Annotated in this window: 13 protein-coding genes and 1 pseudogene; 12 read left to right on the top strand and 2 right to left on the bottom strand. The window is 45.0% G+C overall.

What is annotated here, in order from left to right:
* Positions 1-22: 22 nt before the first annotated feature.
* A complete protein-coding gene (locus DMB88_RS27375; RefSeq protein WP_254438673.1) occupies positions 23-1,417 on the bottom strand; it encodes a phospholipase D family protein in 1,395 nt (464 codons plus the stop codon).
* A 393-nt stretch (positions 1,418-1,810) separates the two neighbouring features.
* Between DMB88_RS27375 and DMB88_RS27370 the strand changes: the two genes are divergently transcribed.
* The 9 genes and pseudogenes from DMB88_RS27370 (at position 1,811) to fni (ending at position 12,599) form a co-directional block, all read left to right on the top strand.
* Positions 1,811-2,743 (top strand): MerR family transcriptional regulator, encoded by a 933-nt coding sequence (locus tag DMB88_RS27370; RefSeq protein ID WP_128103820.1) that lies wholly within the window; start codon positions 1,811-1,813, stop codon positions 2,741-2,743.
* A gap of 330 nt (positions 2,744-3,073) precedes the next feature.
* Positions 3,074-4,623 (top strand): annotated as a pseudogene (locus tag DMB88_RS27365) (phytoene desaturase family protein).
* Positions 4,620-6,083: a phytoene desaturase family protein gene (locus DMB88_RS27360; RefSeq protein ID WP_128103819.1), complete on the top strand. Its 1,464-nt coding sequence runs from the start codon at positions 4,620-4,622 to the stop codon at positions 6,081-6,083. The pseudogene DMB88_RS27365 and the gene DMB88_RS27360 overlap by 4 nt, the downstream one beginning before the upstream one ends.
* Positions 6,080-6,952 carry a phytoene/squalene synthase family protein gene (locus DMB88_RS27355; RefSeq protein ID WP_128103818.1) on the top strand — a complete coding sequence of 291 codons (873 nt, stop codon included), beginning with the start codon at positions 6,080-6,082 and terminating at the stop codon, positions 6,950-6,952. Before DMB88_RS27360 ends, DMB88_RS27355 begins: the two co-directional genes overlap by 4 nt.
* Entirely contained in the window at positions 6,952-7,719 is a 768-nt protein-coding gene (locus DMB88_RS27350) for a carotenoid biosynthesis protein (protein WP_128103817.1), read from the top strand. Before DMB88_RS27355 ends, DMB88_RS27350 begins: the two co-directional genes overlap by 1 nt.
* Positions 7,688-8,455: a lysophospholipid acyltransferase family protein gene (locus DMB88_RS27345; RefSeq protein ID WP_128103816.1), complete on the top strand. Its 768-nt coding sequence runs from the start codon at positions 7,688-7,690 to the stop codon at positions 8,453-8,455. Before DMB88_RS27350 ends, DMB88_RS27345 begins: the two co-directional genes overlap by 32 nt.
* Entirely contained in the window at positions 8,452-9,612 is a 1,161-nt protein-coding gene (locus DMB88_RS27340) for a glycosyltransferase family 2 protein (protein ID WP_128103815.1), read from the top strand. Before DMB88_RS27345 ends, DMB88_RS27340 begins: the two co-directional genes overlap by 4 nt.
* Positions 9,609-11,093 (top strand): phytoene desaturase family protein, encoded by a 1,485-nt coding sequence (locus DMB88_RS27335; RefSeq protein ID WP_128103814.1) that lies wholly within the window; start codon positions 9,609-9,611, stop codon positions 11,091-11,093. The genes DMB88_RS27340 and DMB88_RS27335 overlap by 4 nt, the downstream gene beginning before the upstream one ends.
* 438 nt (positions 11,094-11,531) lie before the next feature.
* The gene (gene fni, locus DMB88_RS27330; protein WP_128103813.1) at positions 11,532-12,599 is read left to right on the top strand and encodes a type 2 isopentenyl-diphosphate Delta-isomerase; all 1,068 of its coding nucleotides are present in this window, start codon (positions 11,532-11,534) and stop codon (positions 12,597-12,599) included.
* Positions 12,600-12,856: 257 nt separating this feature from the next.
* Here the strand turns inward: fni and DMB88_RS27325 are convergent, their stop codons facing one another.
* A complete protein-coding gene (locus DMB88_RS27325) occupies positions 12,857-14,875 on the bottom strand; it encodes a leucine-rich repeat protein (RefSeq protein WP_164848799.1) in 2,019 nt (672 codons plus the stop codon).
* Between the two features lie 336 nt (positions 14,876-15,211).
* Here DMB88_RS27325 and DMB88_RS27320 point away from each other — a divergent pair, with 336 nt between their 5' ends.
* From DMB88_RS27320 to DMB88_RS27310, 3 genes are all read left to right on the top strand, one after another.
* Positions 15,212-16,555 (top strand): transcriptional regulator, encoded by a 1,344-nt coding sequence (locus tag DMB88_RS27320; RefSeq protein ID WP_254438360.1) that lies wholly within the window; start codon positions 15,212-15,214, stop codon positions 16,553-16,555.
* Positions 16,556-16,944: 389 nt separating this feature from the next.
* Positions 16,945-17,946 (top strand): transcriptional regulator, encoded by a 1,002-nt coding sequence (locus DMB88_RS27315; RefSeq protein ID WP_128103811.1) that lies wholly within the window; start codon positions 16,945-16,947, stop codon positions 17,944-17,946.
* Positions 17,947-17,966: 20 nt separating this feature from the next.
* The gene (locus DMB88_RS27310) at positions 17,967-18,308 is read left to right on the top strand and encodes a hypothetical protein (RefSeq protein ID WP_128103810.1); all 342 of its coding nucleotides are present in this window, start codon (positions 17,967-17,969) and stop codon (positions 18,306-18,308) included.
* Positions 18,309-18,365: the final 57 nt, after the last annotated feature.

Raw genomic sequence — 18,365 nt, 5'->3', positions numbered from 1 at the left:
TCGTTTTGGACAAGAAAAGCAATCAGAAGGTCGTAAAGCCCAATATGAGCTGAAGCTTATACAATATTCCTTTCAAGAACGTTGTTTTCTCCTGGAACTCATCGAGATTTAATGTGAATTCGGCATCATCATTATTCCATATACGGTCAAAATAATTCGCAATATTTTGAGTGAATTCGTTATCCGCAGGGGCAGCTACCCAAAGGTCGTTTTCCAAATTGTAATCATTCATATTCCGCGGTGTAAAATTGGTCGACCCGCCAATCACGATGTGATCCCCGCTTGCTTTGGCGATGTACATCATCTTGGTATGGTACTGTTCCTTGGTTGTGTTATACCAACGAATCTGGATTTTGCCGTCTGACTTGCCATGTAGCTCAGCGGCTACTGGTCGATTCGGAATGCCGATTTTCTCCTGACCAAACGCATTCTCGTTTGGATCGAGTACAAGTCGAATCTCTGTTCCGCGCTCTGCCGCTGCGAGAAGCGCATCAATCACTTTAGGTGAAGCGATGTAAAACATGCCCATCCATAACACGTCACCCTTTTCGGCTGCGTTAATCTCATGCAAGGTTGCATCATTTACTTTGCCTTCGGTTAAGTAGCGGATACGCAGGTCACCCTCGTTCGAGTTATTGCTCGAATCCACGGACGAATCGTTGGCAGAGGGAGAATATGCTGGTACAGTGCCACCACCGGAAATGTCTAACACCGCCTGTTCTGAGCGAAGGATATCCTCAATTATTGGGCCAGAGACTTCAAAGGCAATGTTGGAGTGATAGGCACTCGCGTCATGGATATTGCCAGAGGAAACAATCGCTGTCTTCTCACTGACGACCACTTTGCGATGATTGGCTTTTACATTTAATAATTTTAAGTAAGACCGCAAGGTAACATCTGGGCCGTCGCTTGCCATCAGGTTGGGAATCCAGCCTTTACCGGACTGTCCAAACCATTGGAAGAAGGTGCGCCACACTGCCGAGTATACCGGCGTTGAGTCGCGGAGTGGATCAACATTAGTGATGACCACGTGAATTCCCGCTTGTTTCATTTGTTGCAACAGCGGATTCGGTGCTGAATTATAGTTCGTATTGACTTCGTCGGTAATAAACCAGATGTCCATATCCGGATATTGATTTTTTTTGGCTATCATCGCATCTGTGAATTCGGCACTGATTGGCGGGAAGCGTTGCCCTTCGTGCTGATAATCATTAAATAAGAACATATCCACGAGCACGAATTGTTCAGCATCTTCAACCACCTGAAGCATACGTTGGTAAATCTGCTGCTCATGCTCCATCAGTCCATCTTCGGAAGGGTACGTCAGATCATGAAGAAACTGTACTTGATCCGTGCGATACTCAGGACTTTCATAGGAAATGCCTGGTGGTAACGGTTTATACGTCTGATAGAGCATGACTGCGACGAGCCATAGAATAAGTAGACCTAGAGCTATGCGTATGTATGGGAAGCGGCGCCCGGATGCCTTGGATTTAGTTGAGGTATGACGAGAAGAAAACAAGCAATGACCCCCTTTCATATGTTGACTGACTACTATTACCACCTTCGACTGAAGGTTGACGCATCCCGCGAAATATAGAAGAAAAATTGGGCAAGCAGGACGCCACTAAATTGTTTTGATGAATCGACAGGGGTGTAGCTGTTGTGTATAATGAGTGTATTATTTTTGTAGAATGTTTTAAATTTCAACTATTCTCGAAATGCGAACCTGGCGGAAACGGACAAGGCCACGGTAAGTATTTCAGAGCGTGTTTTATTGGATATTTCAAGAAAGAGAGTGGGGACTAAAGTGTATTCCATCAAACAGGTCGCTGCCATGCTGGACATTCCAACGGTAACGCTCCGAGCTTGGGAAAATCGTTACAGCGCGGTCACTCCTGAGCGAACGGAATCGGGTTATCGGTTGTATACAGATGAAAATGTTGAAGATCTGCGCTGGTTGAAACAGCAGGTTGAGCAACATCAGACCAATATTTCAGAAGCGGTGCGAATGTTAAAGGCGAACAAAGCCAAGCCAGTCGAACCGTTCATTCCCACCCCGGTTACGACTCCTGTTCCCACCATGGAAGAATCGTACCAACGGATTGCGGATCAAATTTACGACTCCCTATATCAGTTCCAGGGGGAACGAGCCAATGGTCTGATTGATTTTGGCTTTACGATGTATGGATATGACTCCATGTTCTATCATGTACTTGTGCCCATTCTGGTACGGGTTGGTGATGCTTGGGAGCAGGGTAGGGCGTCTGTGGCGCAGGAGCATTTCATGACCCAGCTGATCTCACAGCGGTTTTATCAGTTTTTCCATCTGTTCCCGATCTATCCGCACTTACCCAAAGTCCTGGCGTTGTGTCCGGAAGGGGAGCATCATCAGGTGGGGTTACTGCTGTTTTCCCTGTTTATGCGTAAAAATGGAGCTGAGGTACTGTACCTCGGAGCCAACACGCCTGAAGAGGGCATCTTTCCGATCATTCGTGAGCAGAAGATCAAGCTGGTCTGTCTCTCCATTACGAGCCCGGGTTTGATGGAGCGCTGTGACCAATTGGTGAATCGAATCAAGGGTGAATTTCCACATATGCGTTTTGTCCTTGGAGGAAAAGGATATGAGCGTGCAGAGCATGCAGCTTATCCAGACTGGATTATGCCGGAGCATTCGTCCGAATGGCAAGGTTGGTTAGAGCGGGAGTACTTGGTTGATATGCCACCAGGGTCACAGTACTAATGTTGTAGAGTGAAACGTAAGAGACAGGTTATTGTATAGCCTACTAGTCAATTTCTGTGAACTAGCATCATTTGTTTAAATTTTGCATAAATAGAATCAATAATAAGCATCCTTGTACGCAGTATAGCAGGGATGTTTTTTGTATTTAATTCGATGTTATATGCATCAAACAGGACGTGCAGATTGTACGGTTTACAAGGTCGTATAATATTTGTATTATATTTGTATAACGTTTATCATTTTATCCGCTTAGAATGTTGTTGAATGGTTTAATAGTAGGTTAGAAGCTATAAGAATAGCGTAGCGAGATGAAGAAAGGTGAGTGGCTTAATGCCCAATCAGCAACGTAAACGAGCCGCTGTTATTGGCGCAGGCCCAGGGGGCTTGCAGCAGCCATGTTGTTATCCGGTCAAGGATACGAAGTGGATGTTTATGAGAAACAACCGGTAATTGGTGGACGCTCTTCTAGACTCGAACTCGGCGAATATAAGTTTGACCGAGGTGCAACATTTCTGATGATGCCGCAATTACTTGAGGAAATGTTTGATGTCGTTGGACGCAAGCTTTCTGACTACGTGGACATGAAGGAACTGACACCGCTATATGCACTGAACTTTGGTGACACAGTATTCACGCCTTCTCGCGATCGCGAGCACACAGCCGCACAGATTAAGGAACTGTTTCCCGGTAATGAAGATAATTATCTGCGGTTCATGCAAGATGAAGAAGTGAAATTCGGTAAAGTGATGCCATTACTTCGTAGACCCTTTGGCAAATTGACGGACTATCTACGCAAGGATGCGATAACCGCTCTTCCGAAGCTAGATATCAACAATACGGTGTACGGGATTTTATCACGTTACTTTACAGATGAGCGGCTTCGTTGGGCGTTTACTTTTCAATCGAAATACTTGGGCATGTCTGCCTGGGATTGTCCTGGCACGTTCACGATACTATCGTTTATAGAGCATCAGTATGGACTGTATCATCCAATTGGTGGTGTGAACCGTGTGTTCCATGCAATGGCTGATGTGATCACAGAGTTCGGCGGAAGAATACATACATCCTGCCCCGTAGATCAGGTCATTGTCCGCAATGGTCGCGCAGAAGGTGTGTTGCTTGAGAATGGTGAACGTATAGAAGCAGACCATGTTGTTGTAAATGCAGACTTCGCACATGCCGTAAGTAATCTGTTTGAGCCTGGTGTACTCAAGAAATACACACCTGAGAAGATGAAACGGAAGAAGTACTCCTGTTCTACAGCTATGCTCTATCTCGGTGTAGATGGCGAGATCGATCTGCCGCACCATTCGGTGTACTTCCCGGACGATTACCGAGTGAACGTAGACGAGATTACGAAGCACAAAGTGATGTCCGCTGATCCATCTCTATATATTCATAACCCCTCTAAGCTGGATTCGACGCTAGCTCCTGCAGGAAAATCTGCAATTTATGTTCTTATGCCCACTCCGAACCTTACAGGAGACATCGATTGGGAGAAGGAACGGGAGAATGTTCGCGAAGCGATGATGAAGCGGATGGAGGCGATTCCTCAACTGGCAGACATTCGTAGTCGCATTGAAGAATCGATGCTGTTTACGCCGCTTGATTGGGCAAATGAACTGGATGTATATAACGGAGCAACGTTTAATATGGCTCACAATCTGGGTCAAATGATGTATCTGCGGCCGCATAATCAATTCGAAGAGCTGAAACAAGTGTGGCTCGTTGGTGGTGGAACGCATCCGGGTAGCGGATTGCCTACGATTTTTGAATCCGCACGAATTAGCGTGAGACTCATTCAAGAAGAAGATGCACGCACACAGTCCCGCCCGACTCCTTATGTGCAACAGTCGGCAGAAGCCGGAGGCCATTCATGAAACGAGCGGCGATTATAGGTGCAGGCATTGGAGGATTGACGTCAGCGTTATTGCTGAATCGCCAAGGTTGGGATGTTACGGTATATGAGCGAGGTTCACGTGTTGGTGGACGTATAGGATTCGAGCAAGAGGGAGAATACCGGATCGATCAAGGACCAACGATTGTACTTTTACCAGAGATGTTATTAGGCATTTTGGAAGAAGCAGGTGTAGACCGTTCCAAAGTGGAGTTGTTACGCTGTGACCCCCTGTACAGGGTTCATTACAGCAGTGGTCGAGTCATGACCAAAATGACCAGCCGTTCACTTCAGGCAGAAGAGATTGAGCGTCTGTTCCCCGGCGAGAGTAAAGGATTTAACCGATTTATGTCGGATATGGACACCCTGTTTCCAGCAGGACGTGCAGCGTTTCTAGAGCGGGATTTTCCTCGGAAAAGGGATTTCTTCACCCCGTCCCTGATGTCGCTCATGGGCAGACTGCGTGCACACAAAAGTGTGCGGAAGGCTGTAGGCGATTATTTTGAGCACGAGGAATTACTCGATGCCTATTCGCTACAAAGCTTGTATATCGGTGGATCACCGTTCGGTACCCCTGGAATCTATTCGTTGTTGCCTTATGCGGAACATGAATATGGAATATGGATGGTCAAAGGTGGTTATGCGGCACTACCGGGTATATTGGAAAAGGAACTGATTGCGCGCGGTGGACGCGTTGTATTGAATACCGAAGTGACTGGACTCCAGATTAACCAAGGAAAATGTGAAGGCATTGAGACTGCAAACGGCTTCGAGCCTATGGACGCTGTAATCTATAATGGCGATTTTCCTCACTTATCGGGTTTACTTGGAGAGATCCCTGAAGCACCACGAAAACGCAAGCCGTATCGTCCTTCTTCTGGATGTGTGTTAATCTATCTAGGAGTAGACAAAAAATGGGAGGATGCTACGACACATCAATTTTTCTTACCTCCAAGCCTTGATGGGAGTTTACGTGAAGTGTTCGACCGACGCCGAATTCCAGATAAGTCCTCATTCTACGTGTTTAACCCGGCTGCGTTAGATGAGACGGCTGCACCTCCAGGTCAGAGCGTATTGTATTTCCTCATTCCAGTACCGGATGCAGAAGGCGTGGACTGGTCACAGCAAGGTGAGCTGCTCGTAGAGCGTGTGCTTGAAGAAGCAGAACAACGTGGGTTCCCGGGACTGCGTGCTGCGATCCAATGGAAAAAAATAAGAACGCCAGCAGATGCAGAGCGCGATGGACTATATGGCGGTGGAAGCTTCGGTATTGCGCCGGTTCTGTTTCAATCCGGGGTATATCGACCACAACCTAAGCCGTTTCCTGCAATTAAGGGGCTATATGCTGCGGGAGCATCCGTACATCCAGGTGGCGGAGTGCCAATCGTGATGCAGGGTGCGCGTATGGCTGTAAATCAACTCATGAAGGAGATGGGAACATGAACGAAGCAATTTTGAGCAGGTGCGAAGAGTTGATGAAGAAAGGTTCGACTTCTTTTTATCAAGCCTTTAAAGGCCTTCCCAGTCCACGTCGTGAAGCAGTGTATGTCATTTATGCATTCTGTCGCATGATTGATGATAGCGTGGATGAGCCGGAACAATCGGCATATACCATCCATGAGATTCGTGATTTGTTTACACAACTGGACGAAGCCGAAGGACATTTCATATGGCCAGCGCTGAGATGGTTATTTGCAAGCTTTCCACATCTGGATAAAGGACCGTTTTTCCGTCAAATGGAAGGGCAGCTCACGGATCTGGAAGTGACGCATTACACCACGATGAAGGAATTGGAGCATTATTGTTATCTGGTTGCTGGAACGGTAGGCGAGATGTTACTGCCTGTACTGCGTGATGATAATGGTGCAGAAGTGGCTGTCAACGGCATTGCTCTGGGCAAAGGCATGCAGATTGTGAATATTATTCGCGATGTGGGCGAAGATCGGGCAAGAGCACGGCGTTATGTACCGCTCGAAGTAATGGAGAAGCATGGATATACGGAGCTTGATTGGCAAAATGGAGTCATTGACGAACGCTGGATCGCGATCGTTCATGAATTGAAGGTCGCTGCACTGGACTGGTTCCGTGTAGGAATGGATCGTCTGGATACCTATCCGGAGGATAGTGCATTTGCGATTGAACTGGCTGCTGCATTTTATTCAACGATCTTACATGCGGTGGAGCGCAATGAATATGATGTATATTCCAAGCGTGCTTATGTTACCGATGAACTGAAACTGGAGATGCTGGGTGCGATTGTGAAGCGTTATCCAATGCTGGCATTTCAGGCTTCCCGAACGGCGGTTTCCTAATGATTCAAGGTTTATATTGGGTATGGTATACGATCGGCGCCGTACTGATGCTTACGATTGGTGTGCCGGATGTCTTATCCTTTTCTAATGGGCTTTTCTTAATCTTCTATGCGCTATATGTGCTAGACCTAATCTACAAGGGACGGTACCGAACTGGAATGTCCGACCGGTCAGTCATTTGGAAAGAACCCAGTCTCTGGCTGGCTTCATTCATCATATGGCTTGGCGGAATGGGCATTGAATGGCTGGGCGTTCACACCCAATGGCCGTTCGGTGAGTATGCGTATTCGGACTACTTCGGCATCCACCTATTCAGCGTACCTGTGACCTTAGGTTTCGCTTGGATTGCTGTTGTTGGCAACTCGGCGATCCTGAGTGGTGGTGGTTCAACGTGGTCTGGCAAGCTCATTCGTGCAGTCAAAACCGGATTCTGGGCGATTGTGCTGGATTTGGTGCTAGACCCGGTAGCTCATGCTCGCGGATTCTGGCATTGGGGAGCTGGGGGTGGATTCTACGGCGTTCCGTGGAGTAACTACGTAAGCTGGTTCATTATGGGGGCTTTTCTTTCGTTATTCCTGCCGGCTATGCCTGGAGATCGAAGTACACTGCTACGTGCCAAATGGTTATATCAATTGTTCATCCTTCTGTTCGGTGTGCTTGCACTGAAGGAAGGCATTACAGGTAGCTTCGTGATTGCACTTGCTGGCGTGCTTCTGGCAGAAGGGAGCTGGCTGTATGATTCGCGCCGCAAAGTCCAAATCGTTTAACCACGTGTTCTCACGGTATAACCACTATTATTTGCTGCGTCGGCGTTTTCGTTCGTTTACACTCTCAGGCTCGCTCGATCCGCACCGGATTCCCGGCTATGAGATGAAGGTCGAGCCGAAGAGACCCGTGATCTATTTCATGAATCACAGTTCCTGGTGGGATGGTCTGTTGCTCTATCATGCAACGCAGCAGACCTCGGTAGGAGATCATTACGTGATGATGGAGGAACAGCAGCTACAGCGGTTTGCTTTTTTTCGTAAGTTAGGGGCTTATTCGATCAACAGGGAGAGTGCGTCGGCGATCCGCGAGTCTCTGCAATACACGTCAGAACTGCTGAACGCAGGCAAAAGGGTATGGATCTTTCCGCAAGGCGAGATTCTGCATCAAGATGTAAGACCGATCCAATTCCGTCCGGGAATCGGGCTGCTGCTTCGGCGCTCGCCAGAGGCGATTGCTGTACCCGTGACCCTGTGTCATGGCATGGTGCAGCATGATTTACCCGAAATCTCTATGCGTGCAGGTCTGCCGATCCTGGAAAACTGGCATGCTTGGAAGAGTGAAGAGATTGCCGCCAAACTTCGATTGGTGTTAGAACAGCAGCTAGATGATCACAAGGCAGAACTGATGAATAGCGCACAAGGCCAGTTGCAAGACGCGACTCCGTTGATTCGTCATCGTTCTTCCACGAGTGAAAAATACGATGCCGCACAGAAGCAGGTGAACCGTAAGCGATGAATGCATCTGAAATAGGTTGGATCGTTCTTACTGGTGTATTAGGTGTTCAATTGCTGTTTGCGATATGGAATCTATCCTGCTTGCCTAAAGTCCGTGCATTGGATGCCCAGCGTATACTACGTTCTCGCTCAGACGATGAACTTCTCGTCTCTGTGCTGATTCCTGCACGCAATGAAACACTACATATTCAAGGTTGTCTGGAAAGTGTGCTTGCAAGTGATACGTCTGGTTTCCGCATGGAAGTGTTGGTTCTGGATGATCGTTCTGAGGATGATACAGCTGAGATCATTCAACGTATAGTGAGTCAGGATTCACGTGTACGTCTATTACAGGGCGTTGATCTGCCTCCAGGGTGGATGGGGAAATCTCATGCCTGTCACCGGCTAGTGCAAGAGGCGGCGGGGCAGTGGTATATGTTTGTCGATGCGGATGTAAGACTTAAGCCTACAGCCATTCGGCAAACCCTTGCCGCAGGCGTAGAGCAAGGTGGAGGCTTAGTAACAGGTTTCCCTTATCAGGTCACGAAGACATGGATGGAGAAGCTTGTCGTACCTATGATGGTGTTCACCATCATTAGTCATCTGCCTATTTTTATGATACGCAGGTCGTCCAGCCCACTCTTCGTTGCTGCTACAGGAGCCTTCCTGCTGATCCATCGTTCCAGCTATGAAGCATCCGGAGGACATGCTGCCATTCAAGCGCATCTGGTAGATGATATGAGCCTCGCCAAGGCGGTAAAACGTGCAGGTCATCCTGTTACGCTGGCTGATGTGCATGACGTGACGACAACCCGGATGTATCAGAATGGCACGGAAGTGTGGAATGGGTATAAGAAAAATATGTATGAAGGCTTAGGGCGCAAGGATGCGCTCCTGCTGGGTACGCTGTTGATGTATACGCTGATGTATCTTGTGCCGCCACTCGGGTTGATCTTCGGTGTGTTCACTGGTGATATGACCGCTCTTACGTATGGGCTCGTAGGAACCGTACTTGGCATGGCGGTAAAAAGAGTTGCGGACTATGCCGGGGGACAGCCTTGGTGGCTTGCACTCCTGCAACCGATTAGCATGGCCTGCGTTATAGCGATTGGCATTGCCTCGTGGCGGGCAGGACGATCCGGTAAAGGGTATGTATGGAAAGGCAGGCGGTATAATTGAAGAGAAGCATCATCATTATCGGCGCAGGGTTCGGTGGTTTATCCTGTGCTATTCGACTGGCTTCACAAGGCGTGCAGGTGACCATTCTGGAACGTCAACAGCAGGCGGGAGGCAAGCTGCAGCAGATTGAGAAGGACGGATACCATTTTGACCGCGGCCCAAGTACGATCACGATGCCATCCACATTTCGTTCGGTCTTTGAACATGCAGGTGTTGAGATGGAGGATTATGTGCGGTTGTATGAGTTAGAGCCGCGTACACGTAATGTTTTTGCAGATGGCACGGTAGTGGATCTGTCTCGGGATCGGCAGTGGATGAAGGAGCAGATTGCGGTATATAGCCCGGAAGATGCGCTCCAGTATGATGCTTTTATGAATGAGTCGGCTGCACTCTATGCAGAAGCGAATCAACATTTTCTCGGTAAATTGCTGATCTCCCCCAAAGAAAAATATAACCTACAAATGCTGCGCAGTCTGTTAAGGGTACGTCCAATGGTTAAGCTGGATACGCTGCTTCGATCCTACTTCAAGCATCCGCATACGCTAGCGATGATTGGTCGTTACGCCACCTATGTTGGATCATCACCCTATCAGGCACCCTCAATCTTTGCGATGATGGGATATGTCGAAGCAGATGTAGGGATCTACGGCGTCGAAGGTGGAACCTATCAATTAATTGCAGGTATGGTGAAGCTGGCACAGGAAAAAGGCGTTCAGATCGTTACCGGGGTTGAGGTGCGGCAGATTGTTGTTCGAAACGGCCAAGTAGTTGGGGTAGATACGGATCAAGGCTTCCGGGAAGCAGATCAGGTGGTTGCCAATGGAGATGTACTTAGCGTTAATCGGTTGCTGATTGAACCTAAACATCGTAAACAAATGACGGACACCCGTATAGCCAAATATGAGCCGTCCATATCCGGTTTTGTTACACTGGCAGGTGTACGTAGGCAGTATGATGCATTGCTGCATCACACCGTTTTTTTCCCAGAGCAGTATGAGCCGGAGTTTAAGGACATTTTCCGTGATCGTACGATGCCAACCGATCCAACGATCTACATCTGTTACTCCGGTTATTCGGAAGCGAGTAGAGCGCCTGTAGGTGCAAGTAATCTGTTCATTCTCGTGAATGCTCCCTACTTGTCGGATGCGTGGAACTGGGATGAGCAGATGGATCGGTATGGCGAGTTTGTGTTAGATCAACTGGAAGCGCGGGGCATCACGGGACTGAGACAATCGGACGTCCTCATCCGTTATACGCCTAAGCAGATTGAACAGGATACACTTGCGCATCAAGGTTCTATCTATGGCATTTCGTCCAACTCGGTGAAGCAGACCTTTGCAAGACCAGGCAATCGGAGCAAGGATGTGCGCGGACTGTGGTACGTTGGCGGAACAACACATCCGGGTGGTGGAACACCTATCGTAACCCTGTCCGGTCAGTTGGTTGGGGAACAGATTGCTTCTGAGATGAGCGTAAGATAAAGACGGAAGAACTCCCCGGAATTCATACGTAGAATAAATTGTGTTTCGGGGCAACCTTTCATTCGTTAGTATGGAACGGTATACTGGTAGAGTTGATGCCAAATAGCGTCTACAACCGCTGAACCGATACGTTGCAAACGAGAGCGTTTGTACGGTACATATAAATACAATGGAACAATGAGTTTATAGATTGAACTAGACATTTACACAAGAGCGGAGAGGACAGAAATAACGTGAAGAAGCGAAGCGTTCGCCTTTATCCCCGGATTTTCCCTTTGGAAAAAGGAATCAGAAAAATCTGGGGATAACAGCGATCGGAGGGTTGTTCTGTCATCGTAGTGGTCAGTGTAAATAACGATAGTTTAATTTATATAGAAGTAGGAAAGTGGGCAGGTTATCCTGTCGATCAGCGCAATTCTCACATAAGGGGGTCTCATCATGAACGAACAAGAGCGAGCTGGCCAAAGACTGCTTCCTGACGTGGCTACAGGCGAACGGAAGCTGGAACATGTGCGCCTCTGTCTTGAGGAGAATGTGGCAGGGGAAGGGATAACCAGTGGGATGGAGCGTTATGCGTTTCGTCATAATCCACTGCCTGAATTGAACTTTGACGAGGTAAGTCTAGAGACGGCCTTTATTGGAAAAAAAGTACGTACGCCCTTGCTCATCAGTTCGATGACGGGCGGAAGTGAAACAACTGGCGCCATCAACGAACGGCTGGCGCGAGTAGCGAACGCCCGAGGCTGGGCGCTCGGGGTAGGTTCAATCCGGGCTGCGGTGGAACAGCCCGAACTCGCACATACCTTCGATGTACGACGCTGGGCACCGGACATCCCGGTCATTGCCAACCTTGGTGCAGTGCAACTGAATTATGGCTTCACAACCGCTGACTTCCAGCGTGCTGTGGACATTGCAGGTGCCGACATGCTTGTGCTGCATCTGAACAGCTTGCAGGAGATTTTCCAGCCTGAGGGCAACACCGACTTCAGTGGACTGTTACATCGGATCGAGGAGCTGTGTGCGAAGCTAGATGTCCCCGTTGGTGTGAAGGAAGTAGGCTTCGGCATGGATGGAGAGATGGCACAGCGGTTATATGCAGCAGGTGCAGCCTTCGTGGATGTAGCAGGTGCTGGCGGTACGAGTTGGGTGCAGGTCGAGAAATATCGAAATACGAATCCGGTACGACGTGCGGCAGCAGAAGCCTTCGCAGACTGGGGTATTCCAACAGCGGATTGCATCCGTGAGGTGCGTACGCTGAATCCAGCAGGCGCGCTCATCGGCAGCGGCGGGCTGCATAGCGGAGTCGATGCCGCTAAAGCGATTGCGCTTGGCGCTGACCTTGCCGGGTTCGGACGCTCGCTGCTCGAATCGGCTGTTGCTTCTGATGAAGCGTTAAGCCAGCGGCTAGAGCAGGTCGAGTTCGAGCTACGCACCGTGATGTTCGGTATTGGTGCTGGGACTGTGGATGAGTTGCGTGGTACGCCGAGGCTTATGGAGAGGCGATAGGATAATTTATAGGTAGGGTATGGGGTTTGTTGCTGTCCCCAGTAAGGGGGAGTTTTCTATTCTGACAGGTGCGAACCCCAAGCTCACAATGAGTTTCCCAGGAGATTCGCCCCTCAGCAATACCCTTTCCAATAATACAAACAACCTTTCTTTTACTTGATGGTTAGTCAAATAAAAGAAAGGTTGTTTAGCAGTTAACGATAGGTCGTATCTACATCAAAATCCTTGTCAATTAACCTAATATATTATTCAAACCGTTATATTAACTGCTTATACTGTAACAATTGATATAAAATATCAGCCAACAAGGCTCTTGTTACGGGTTTATTTACACCGTTTTCTATGTCCTCTGCCTTCATAATCTCTAATTCTGATAAAGTTTGAGTGTAGATATAACTCCAATGTTGATTTTCTCCTTTAATTTTAGCTTGCTCTATATTAAACGCTTGTACTAATATTTTGGCAAGCTCACCTAGTGTTAACTGTCCTGATGGATTAAATGAATTTTTATAACCATCAATAACTCCACCTTGCTGTAGGTTCAATATTGCACTGTAGCTGGGATGCTTCGTCGGCACATCTTCAAAGTTTACAGCTTCCCTTACTGCATCAAGCTTTACTAAACGATTGATCAACAATGCAAGATGATGTCTTTGGATGAAGTCATTTGGACCGAATTGACCATTTTCATATCCCTTCAATATCCCTTTTTGTGCTAATTTATTAATACTATTTTCAGCCCAATGTCCATCTATATCAGTAAAATATTTTTCTACTGGTGCTTCAGGTTCTTGTTCTGATTCAATGTTTTCTGTATCTTCTATTTCTTGTTCGACAACTGCTGGCGTAACTGATGTTGTAACTGATGGTACAACCGGTGATGTAACTGGAGCTGGTGACGTAACTGGTGGAACAACCGGTGGGTTATTAATAGCATTCCACTTTGCAAATAATGTTTTATTTTCTGTGACTTTGTCAGTATCGAAATTCCAAGTTGTTGTAAGAACTTGATCTACATACCATCCTCCGAATACATAACCTGACCTTGTGGGAGCCACTGGTGCTGTAATCGTCGTATCATAGGTTATATCAGCTAGATCCGCCACCTGACTACCACCATTGCTATTAAAGGATACCGTTAATTTATCGGGAATATATTTTGAATAAAATGTTGTATTAGGATCTATTGAATTAGTAAAGTCCCAAGCTGCTTGCAATGTTTCGTCGCTATACCAATTTTCAAATGTATAATTTGGTTTTGTTTGCGAAGCAACAACTGACGCGTCCAATGACGATAAGCTACCTTCAAACGTAATCGTATTAAGACTGTTAGAAGCAAAAGCGTATGAATCGATACTTGTAACGCTAGCAGGAATTGTTACGTTGGTTAATTTATTGCTATTAAAGGCATTGTACCCTATCACAGTTAAGTGATCTGGAAGAGTTATACTCGTTAATTCATTACTGCTAAAAACGCCACTTGCAATAGAAGTTACACCATTTGGAATCGTTACATTCACTAGTTTATTATAAGAAAATGCATCTCTTTCAATAGAGGTTACACTATTTGGAATACTAACATTCACTAGCTTATTTTGAGAAAAAGCATCTTCTTTAATGGTAGTTACACTGTCAGGGATAGTCACACTGATTAATTCATTACTATGAAAGGCACCATTACCAATACTCGTCACACCATCAGGTATAACTACATTGGTTAATTTATTACTCATAAATACCGAAGGACTTAGACTTGTCAAGCTACTAGGTAAATTGATACTTGTTAAATTATTATAGAAAAATGCACCAGTGCCAATAAGCGCAACATGGTTTGAAAGTGTCACATTACTTAGATTATTAGAAGAGAATGCATAATCTCCTATACTTGTCACACCATCAGGGATAACAAGATCAACGATATTATTAAAACCAAAAGCACGATCTGAAATAGAAGTGACACTGTTCGGAATCGTTACGCTTGTTAGATTGTTACTATGAAATGCGCTACTACCAATGGATAGTACACCTTCAGGAATCGTTACACTAGTTAATCTTTTAGAACGAAACGCTTCATTTCCTATGGTAGTTACGGGATACCCATTTATTTCATCAGGGATAATAATATCGCTTGAACTACCCGTATATCCGGTTATTGTCGCCATTGAATTAGACTCTGTATATGTAAATTCGCTTGGCATATCAGCATATACCTTATTAATACTGATCGGTGAAACTAACAATGCTACTGCTAACATCAATCCCACTATTTTTTTCATAATCATTCTCCTTCTAATTATTAAAATTCTAAGTTAAAACTAATTTTAGAATGAAACATATAAACATATTGGTTGTGTCTTGTTACAATCACTTGAAATATAGCACACTTCACTTTACATGCTCTGAGTGTAAAGAAATCTTTGTAATTAAAATCTGGATTATTCAGTTCAGTAGTAACGAATTGAACCAATTTCAAATGATCAAGAATAAGCAATGGTATATTTTAATTTTAACGATAGGTAATAATTTACAAGTAAAATATTGATATTAAATGTAAAAATAATGTATAATTTTATTGACCGTTGCCTAATTTCTTATTGAAAGGTGGTGTTCTCTTGAATTCAATTACCACAATTCGCGATCATTTCGAAGGTTATCTTAAGAGTAAACATATGACATTAAACTCTTTTTCCGAATTATCAGGTATTAATTCAGGCACACTCAGTAGTACGTTGAGTGGGCAACGTCCCATAGGAGTTCAGCAACTAGATCGACTCACCGCGGGGATGGGTTTACCCGAGGGATATTTCTACGATTTATACATAAATGAGTGTTTTGTTAATACGAATCCTGACTGGCGGAGAATAGGCCCTTTTCTTAAACGTTGTGCCGAACTCGGTAGAGTGGAGTGTATCGAAGCGACGGTTAAACTATTAATGGATAATCTTTCCTATGCCCCTCTCTTATTTGAGTTGGCTGAACAACTATATGCAGAAGGGAGGCTAGAAGCTGCTAAACCCCTTTATTTCTGTGTGGCCGAGAGTGAGAAGATGCAGCACTCCGAACGATTGGCTCTGAGTCAGTATCGTTTGTTCTCTATCGGACTTGGTAAAGATCAGCAAAAAAACTTGTCGCTAGCTACCCAATTCGAATTTTTTGTGGATCGTCTCGACGAGCCCTATCAGTTGGATGGGTTGAATGATTTGATCAATGCTTATGCTTCATTACGTCGCTGGGACAAGGTGGAGATTCTGGCTGAACAATTGAAAGTAAAGGCAATTATTCAGTATGAATTCAAGAAGATATCTAGAGCGACAGAGACCAGAACTAAAAAGCAGGTTATATTTTATGTTCTATACGCCTATTTGGCGCTTGGTGAAGTTTGTTTCAATAAAAAAGAATATCAAGATGGACTGGAGTATATCCTTTTATACAAGGATCATAGTTGGGTTAATGACCCGAGTGATAATGAAATAAGAGTCATTCGTCAGTTTGAGGAATGGGCTGAGGGTAACTACTATTTGTATGAGTTAATGTCTGGTAAGACAGAAGTGTTGCCAAGATATCTAAACTACATTTCAGCAAGAGAAAATGAAGTTTTCCCGGCATTGTGCGCAATAGTATCCGCAGCTAATCAATTTGAGATGAATATTCATTCCATCCTTGAACAGTATGACTCTTATTTCGCATACCGAGAGCAAGTCAGTCATATCGGGAAAATTAATGAACAATACACGAGTGACCAGTATGTAACTTTATTAGCAGATTTGGGAACATATTATTTAACTCATCGAGAATATAATAGAGGAATACATTTTATCCTTAGAGGTCTAGAACTCGCTATTACAATTAAGAATAAAGACGGTATGTTGAGTTGCATCAAAACGTTTGAAGAATTTCGATATAATGCATCTGAAGAGGATAAAGTGAAATACAAAAATTTGATTTGTGAGGTGTGATGGAAATGAAATCAAAATTAGCTTTAATAGCAATTACATGTAGTGTGGCAGTATCTATATTAATCCCGACTACTCAACCAACACCTCCGGAAACAACACCTCCTGTGATCATGACAACGAATGGTCATGGAATGGGAAGCTAACGGTTGATATGACTTGAAGAGTGACACTATTGAGGTTTTTATTTATACAGCAAAGAAGCCCTATGCGGATGAGCATAGGGCTATTATAAATTGGTGAAACCAAGCCTGGGGTTTGGGATAACCTTAAAGTTAATTAAAAAGACCTTATTACCAAATAAAATATAAAATTGATATAAATTGAAGGGGTGCTGTATAATTCTTATTTATTACTACTCAGTCGTATACCTCAGATAAGGTGGTGTTTTCTTGAACTCAGCAGCGACCATTCGTGATTATTTCGAGGACTATTTAAAAAACAAATGTATGACACTTCATCAGTTTTCAGAGGTATCTGGTATTAATTCAGGCACTTTAAGCAGTACCCTAAGTGGGCAGCGTCCTATAGGTGTGCAACAGTTAGATCGGCTCACTGCGGGTATGGGGTTACCTGAAGGGTACTTTTATGGATTATACATAAATGAAAGTTTTGTAAATGCGAGTCCGGATTGGCGCAGACTAGGCCCTTTTTTGTACCGCTGTGCTGAATTAAATCAAATTGAAAATATAAAAGAAACGATCAGTTTAGTGATGGATAACCTCACGTATGCCCCTCATTTGTTTGATCTGGCGGAACAGTTATTTTCTGAAGGAAAGCTGGAGGCAGCTCGTCCTCTGTATTACAGTGTCGCTGAGAGTGAGAAGATGCAGCATTCGGAACGACTGGCTTTGAGTCAGTATCGTCTATTCACAATTGGACTTTCTAACAATCAACAAAATAATCAGTCACTTGCAACTCAATTTGAGCTGTTTGTAGATCGTCTGGATGAGATGTATCAACTAGATGGATTGAATGATCTAATCAATGTATATAGTTCATTACGAAATTGGAGTAAGTTGTTAGAACTGAGTGACAAATTGAGGATGAGAGCAGAAATTCACTATAAGTTGTATGGAAGACGTAAAGATGAGTGGGTGAAAAAGGAGATTGTTTTTTATGTGTTGTATGCCCACCTAGCAAAAGGGAGTGCGTACTCTTATCTTGGAGACTACAAGAACGCCCTGAAGTATGTTGAACAATATAGCAATTATACGTGGATAAAGTCTCCTAATGAAGCTGAATTGGTAGTTATGAATCAATTTAATGAATGGGCGGAAGCCAATCGGTATCTATATGAACTGAAGTCAGGTAATGTTGATGTTCTTGAGGATTATCTTGAATATATATCTGAAAAAAGAATGAAATCTTCCCAGCGCTATGTGCAATTGTAAGTGCAGCGAATCGGTATAATATGAATATTGATTCGGTATTGGAACAGTATGAATCCTATTTCACCTACCAGGAGCAGGAAAATAGAATTGGAAAAGTTAGTAAGTATTTAACAAGTGACCAGTATGGGTCGCTATTGGCTGGATTAGGAACGTATTATTTAACAAATAAAAACTTTGATAAAGGCATGGAATACCTTCAACGAGGCTTGGATTTTGCCATGAATAATGGTAACAAGGATGCGATGCTGGACTGTCTTGGGTTATTTGGTGAACTTCGTGATTATCCTAATGGGGAAGGCAGTAGCACCAAAGCGGCTGTTCTTTTGGAGAAGATTAGTGAACGATTCTCGCACCCTAGTTAATCCCTTGAGGTTAGTATCTAGAACAGATATACGGGTGTTCCCTATGTGGATGACTTC

It is taken from the genome of Paenibacillus sp. DCT19 (assembly GCF_003268635.1).
Lineage (GTDB): Bacteria > Bacillota > Bacilli > Paenibacillales > Paenibacillaceae > Paenibacillus.
This window is presented reverse-complemented; position numbering and strand designations above follow the sequence as displayed.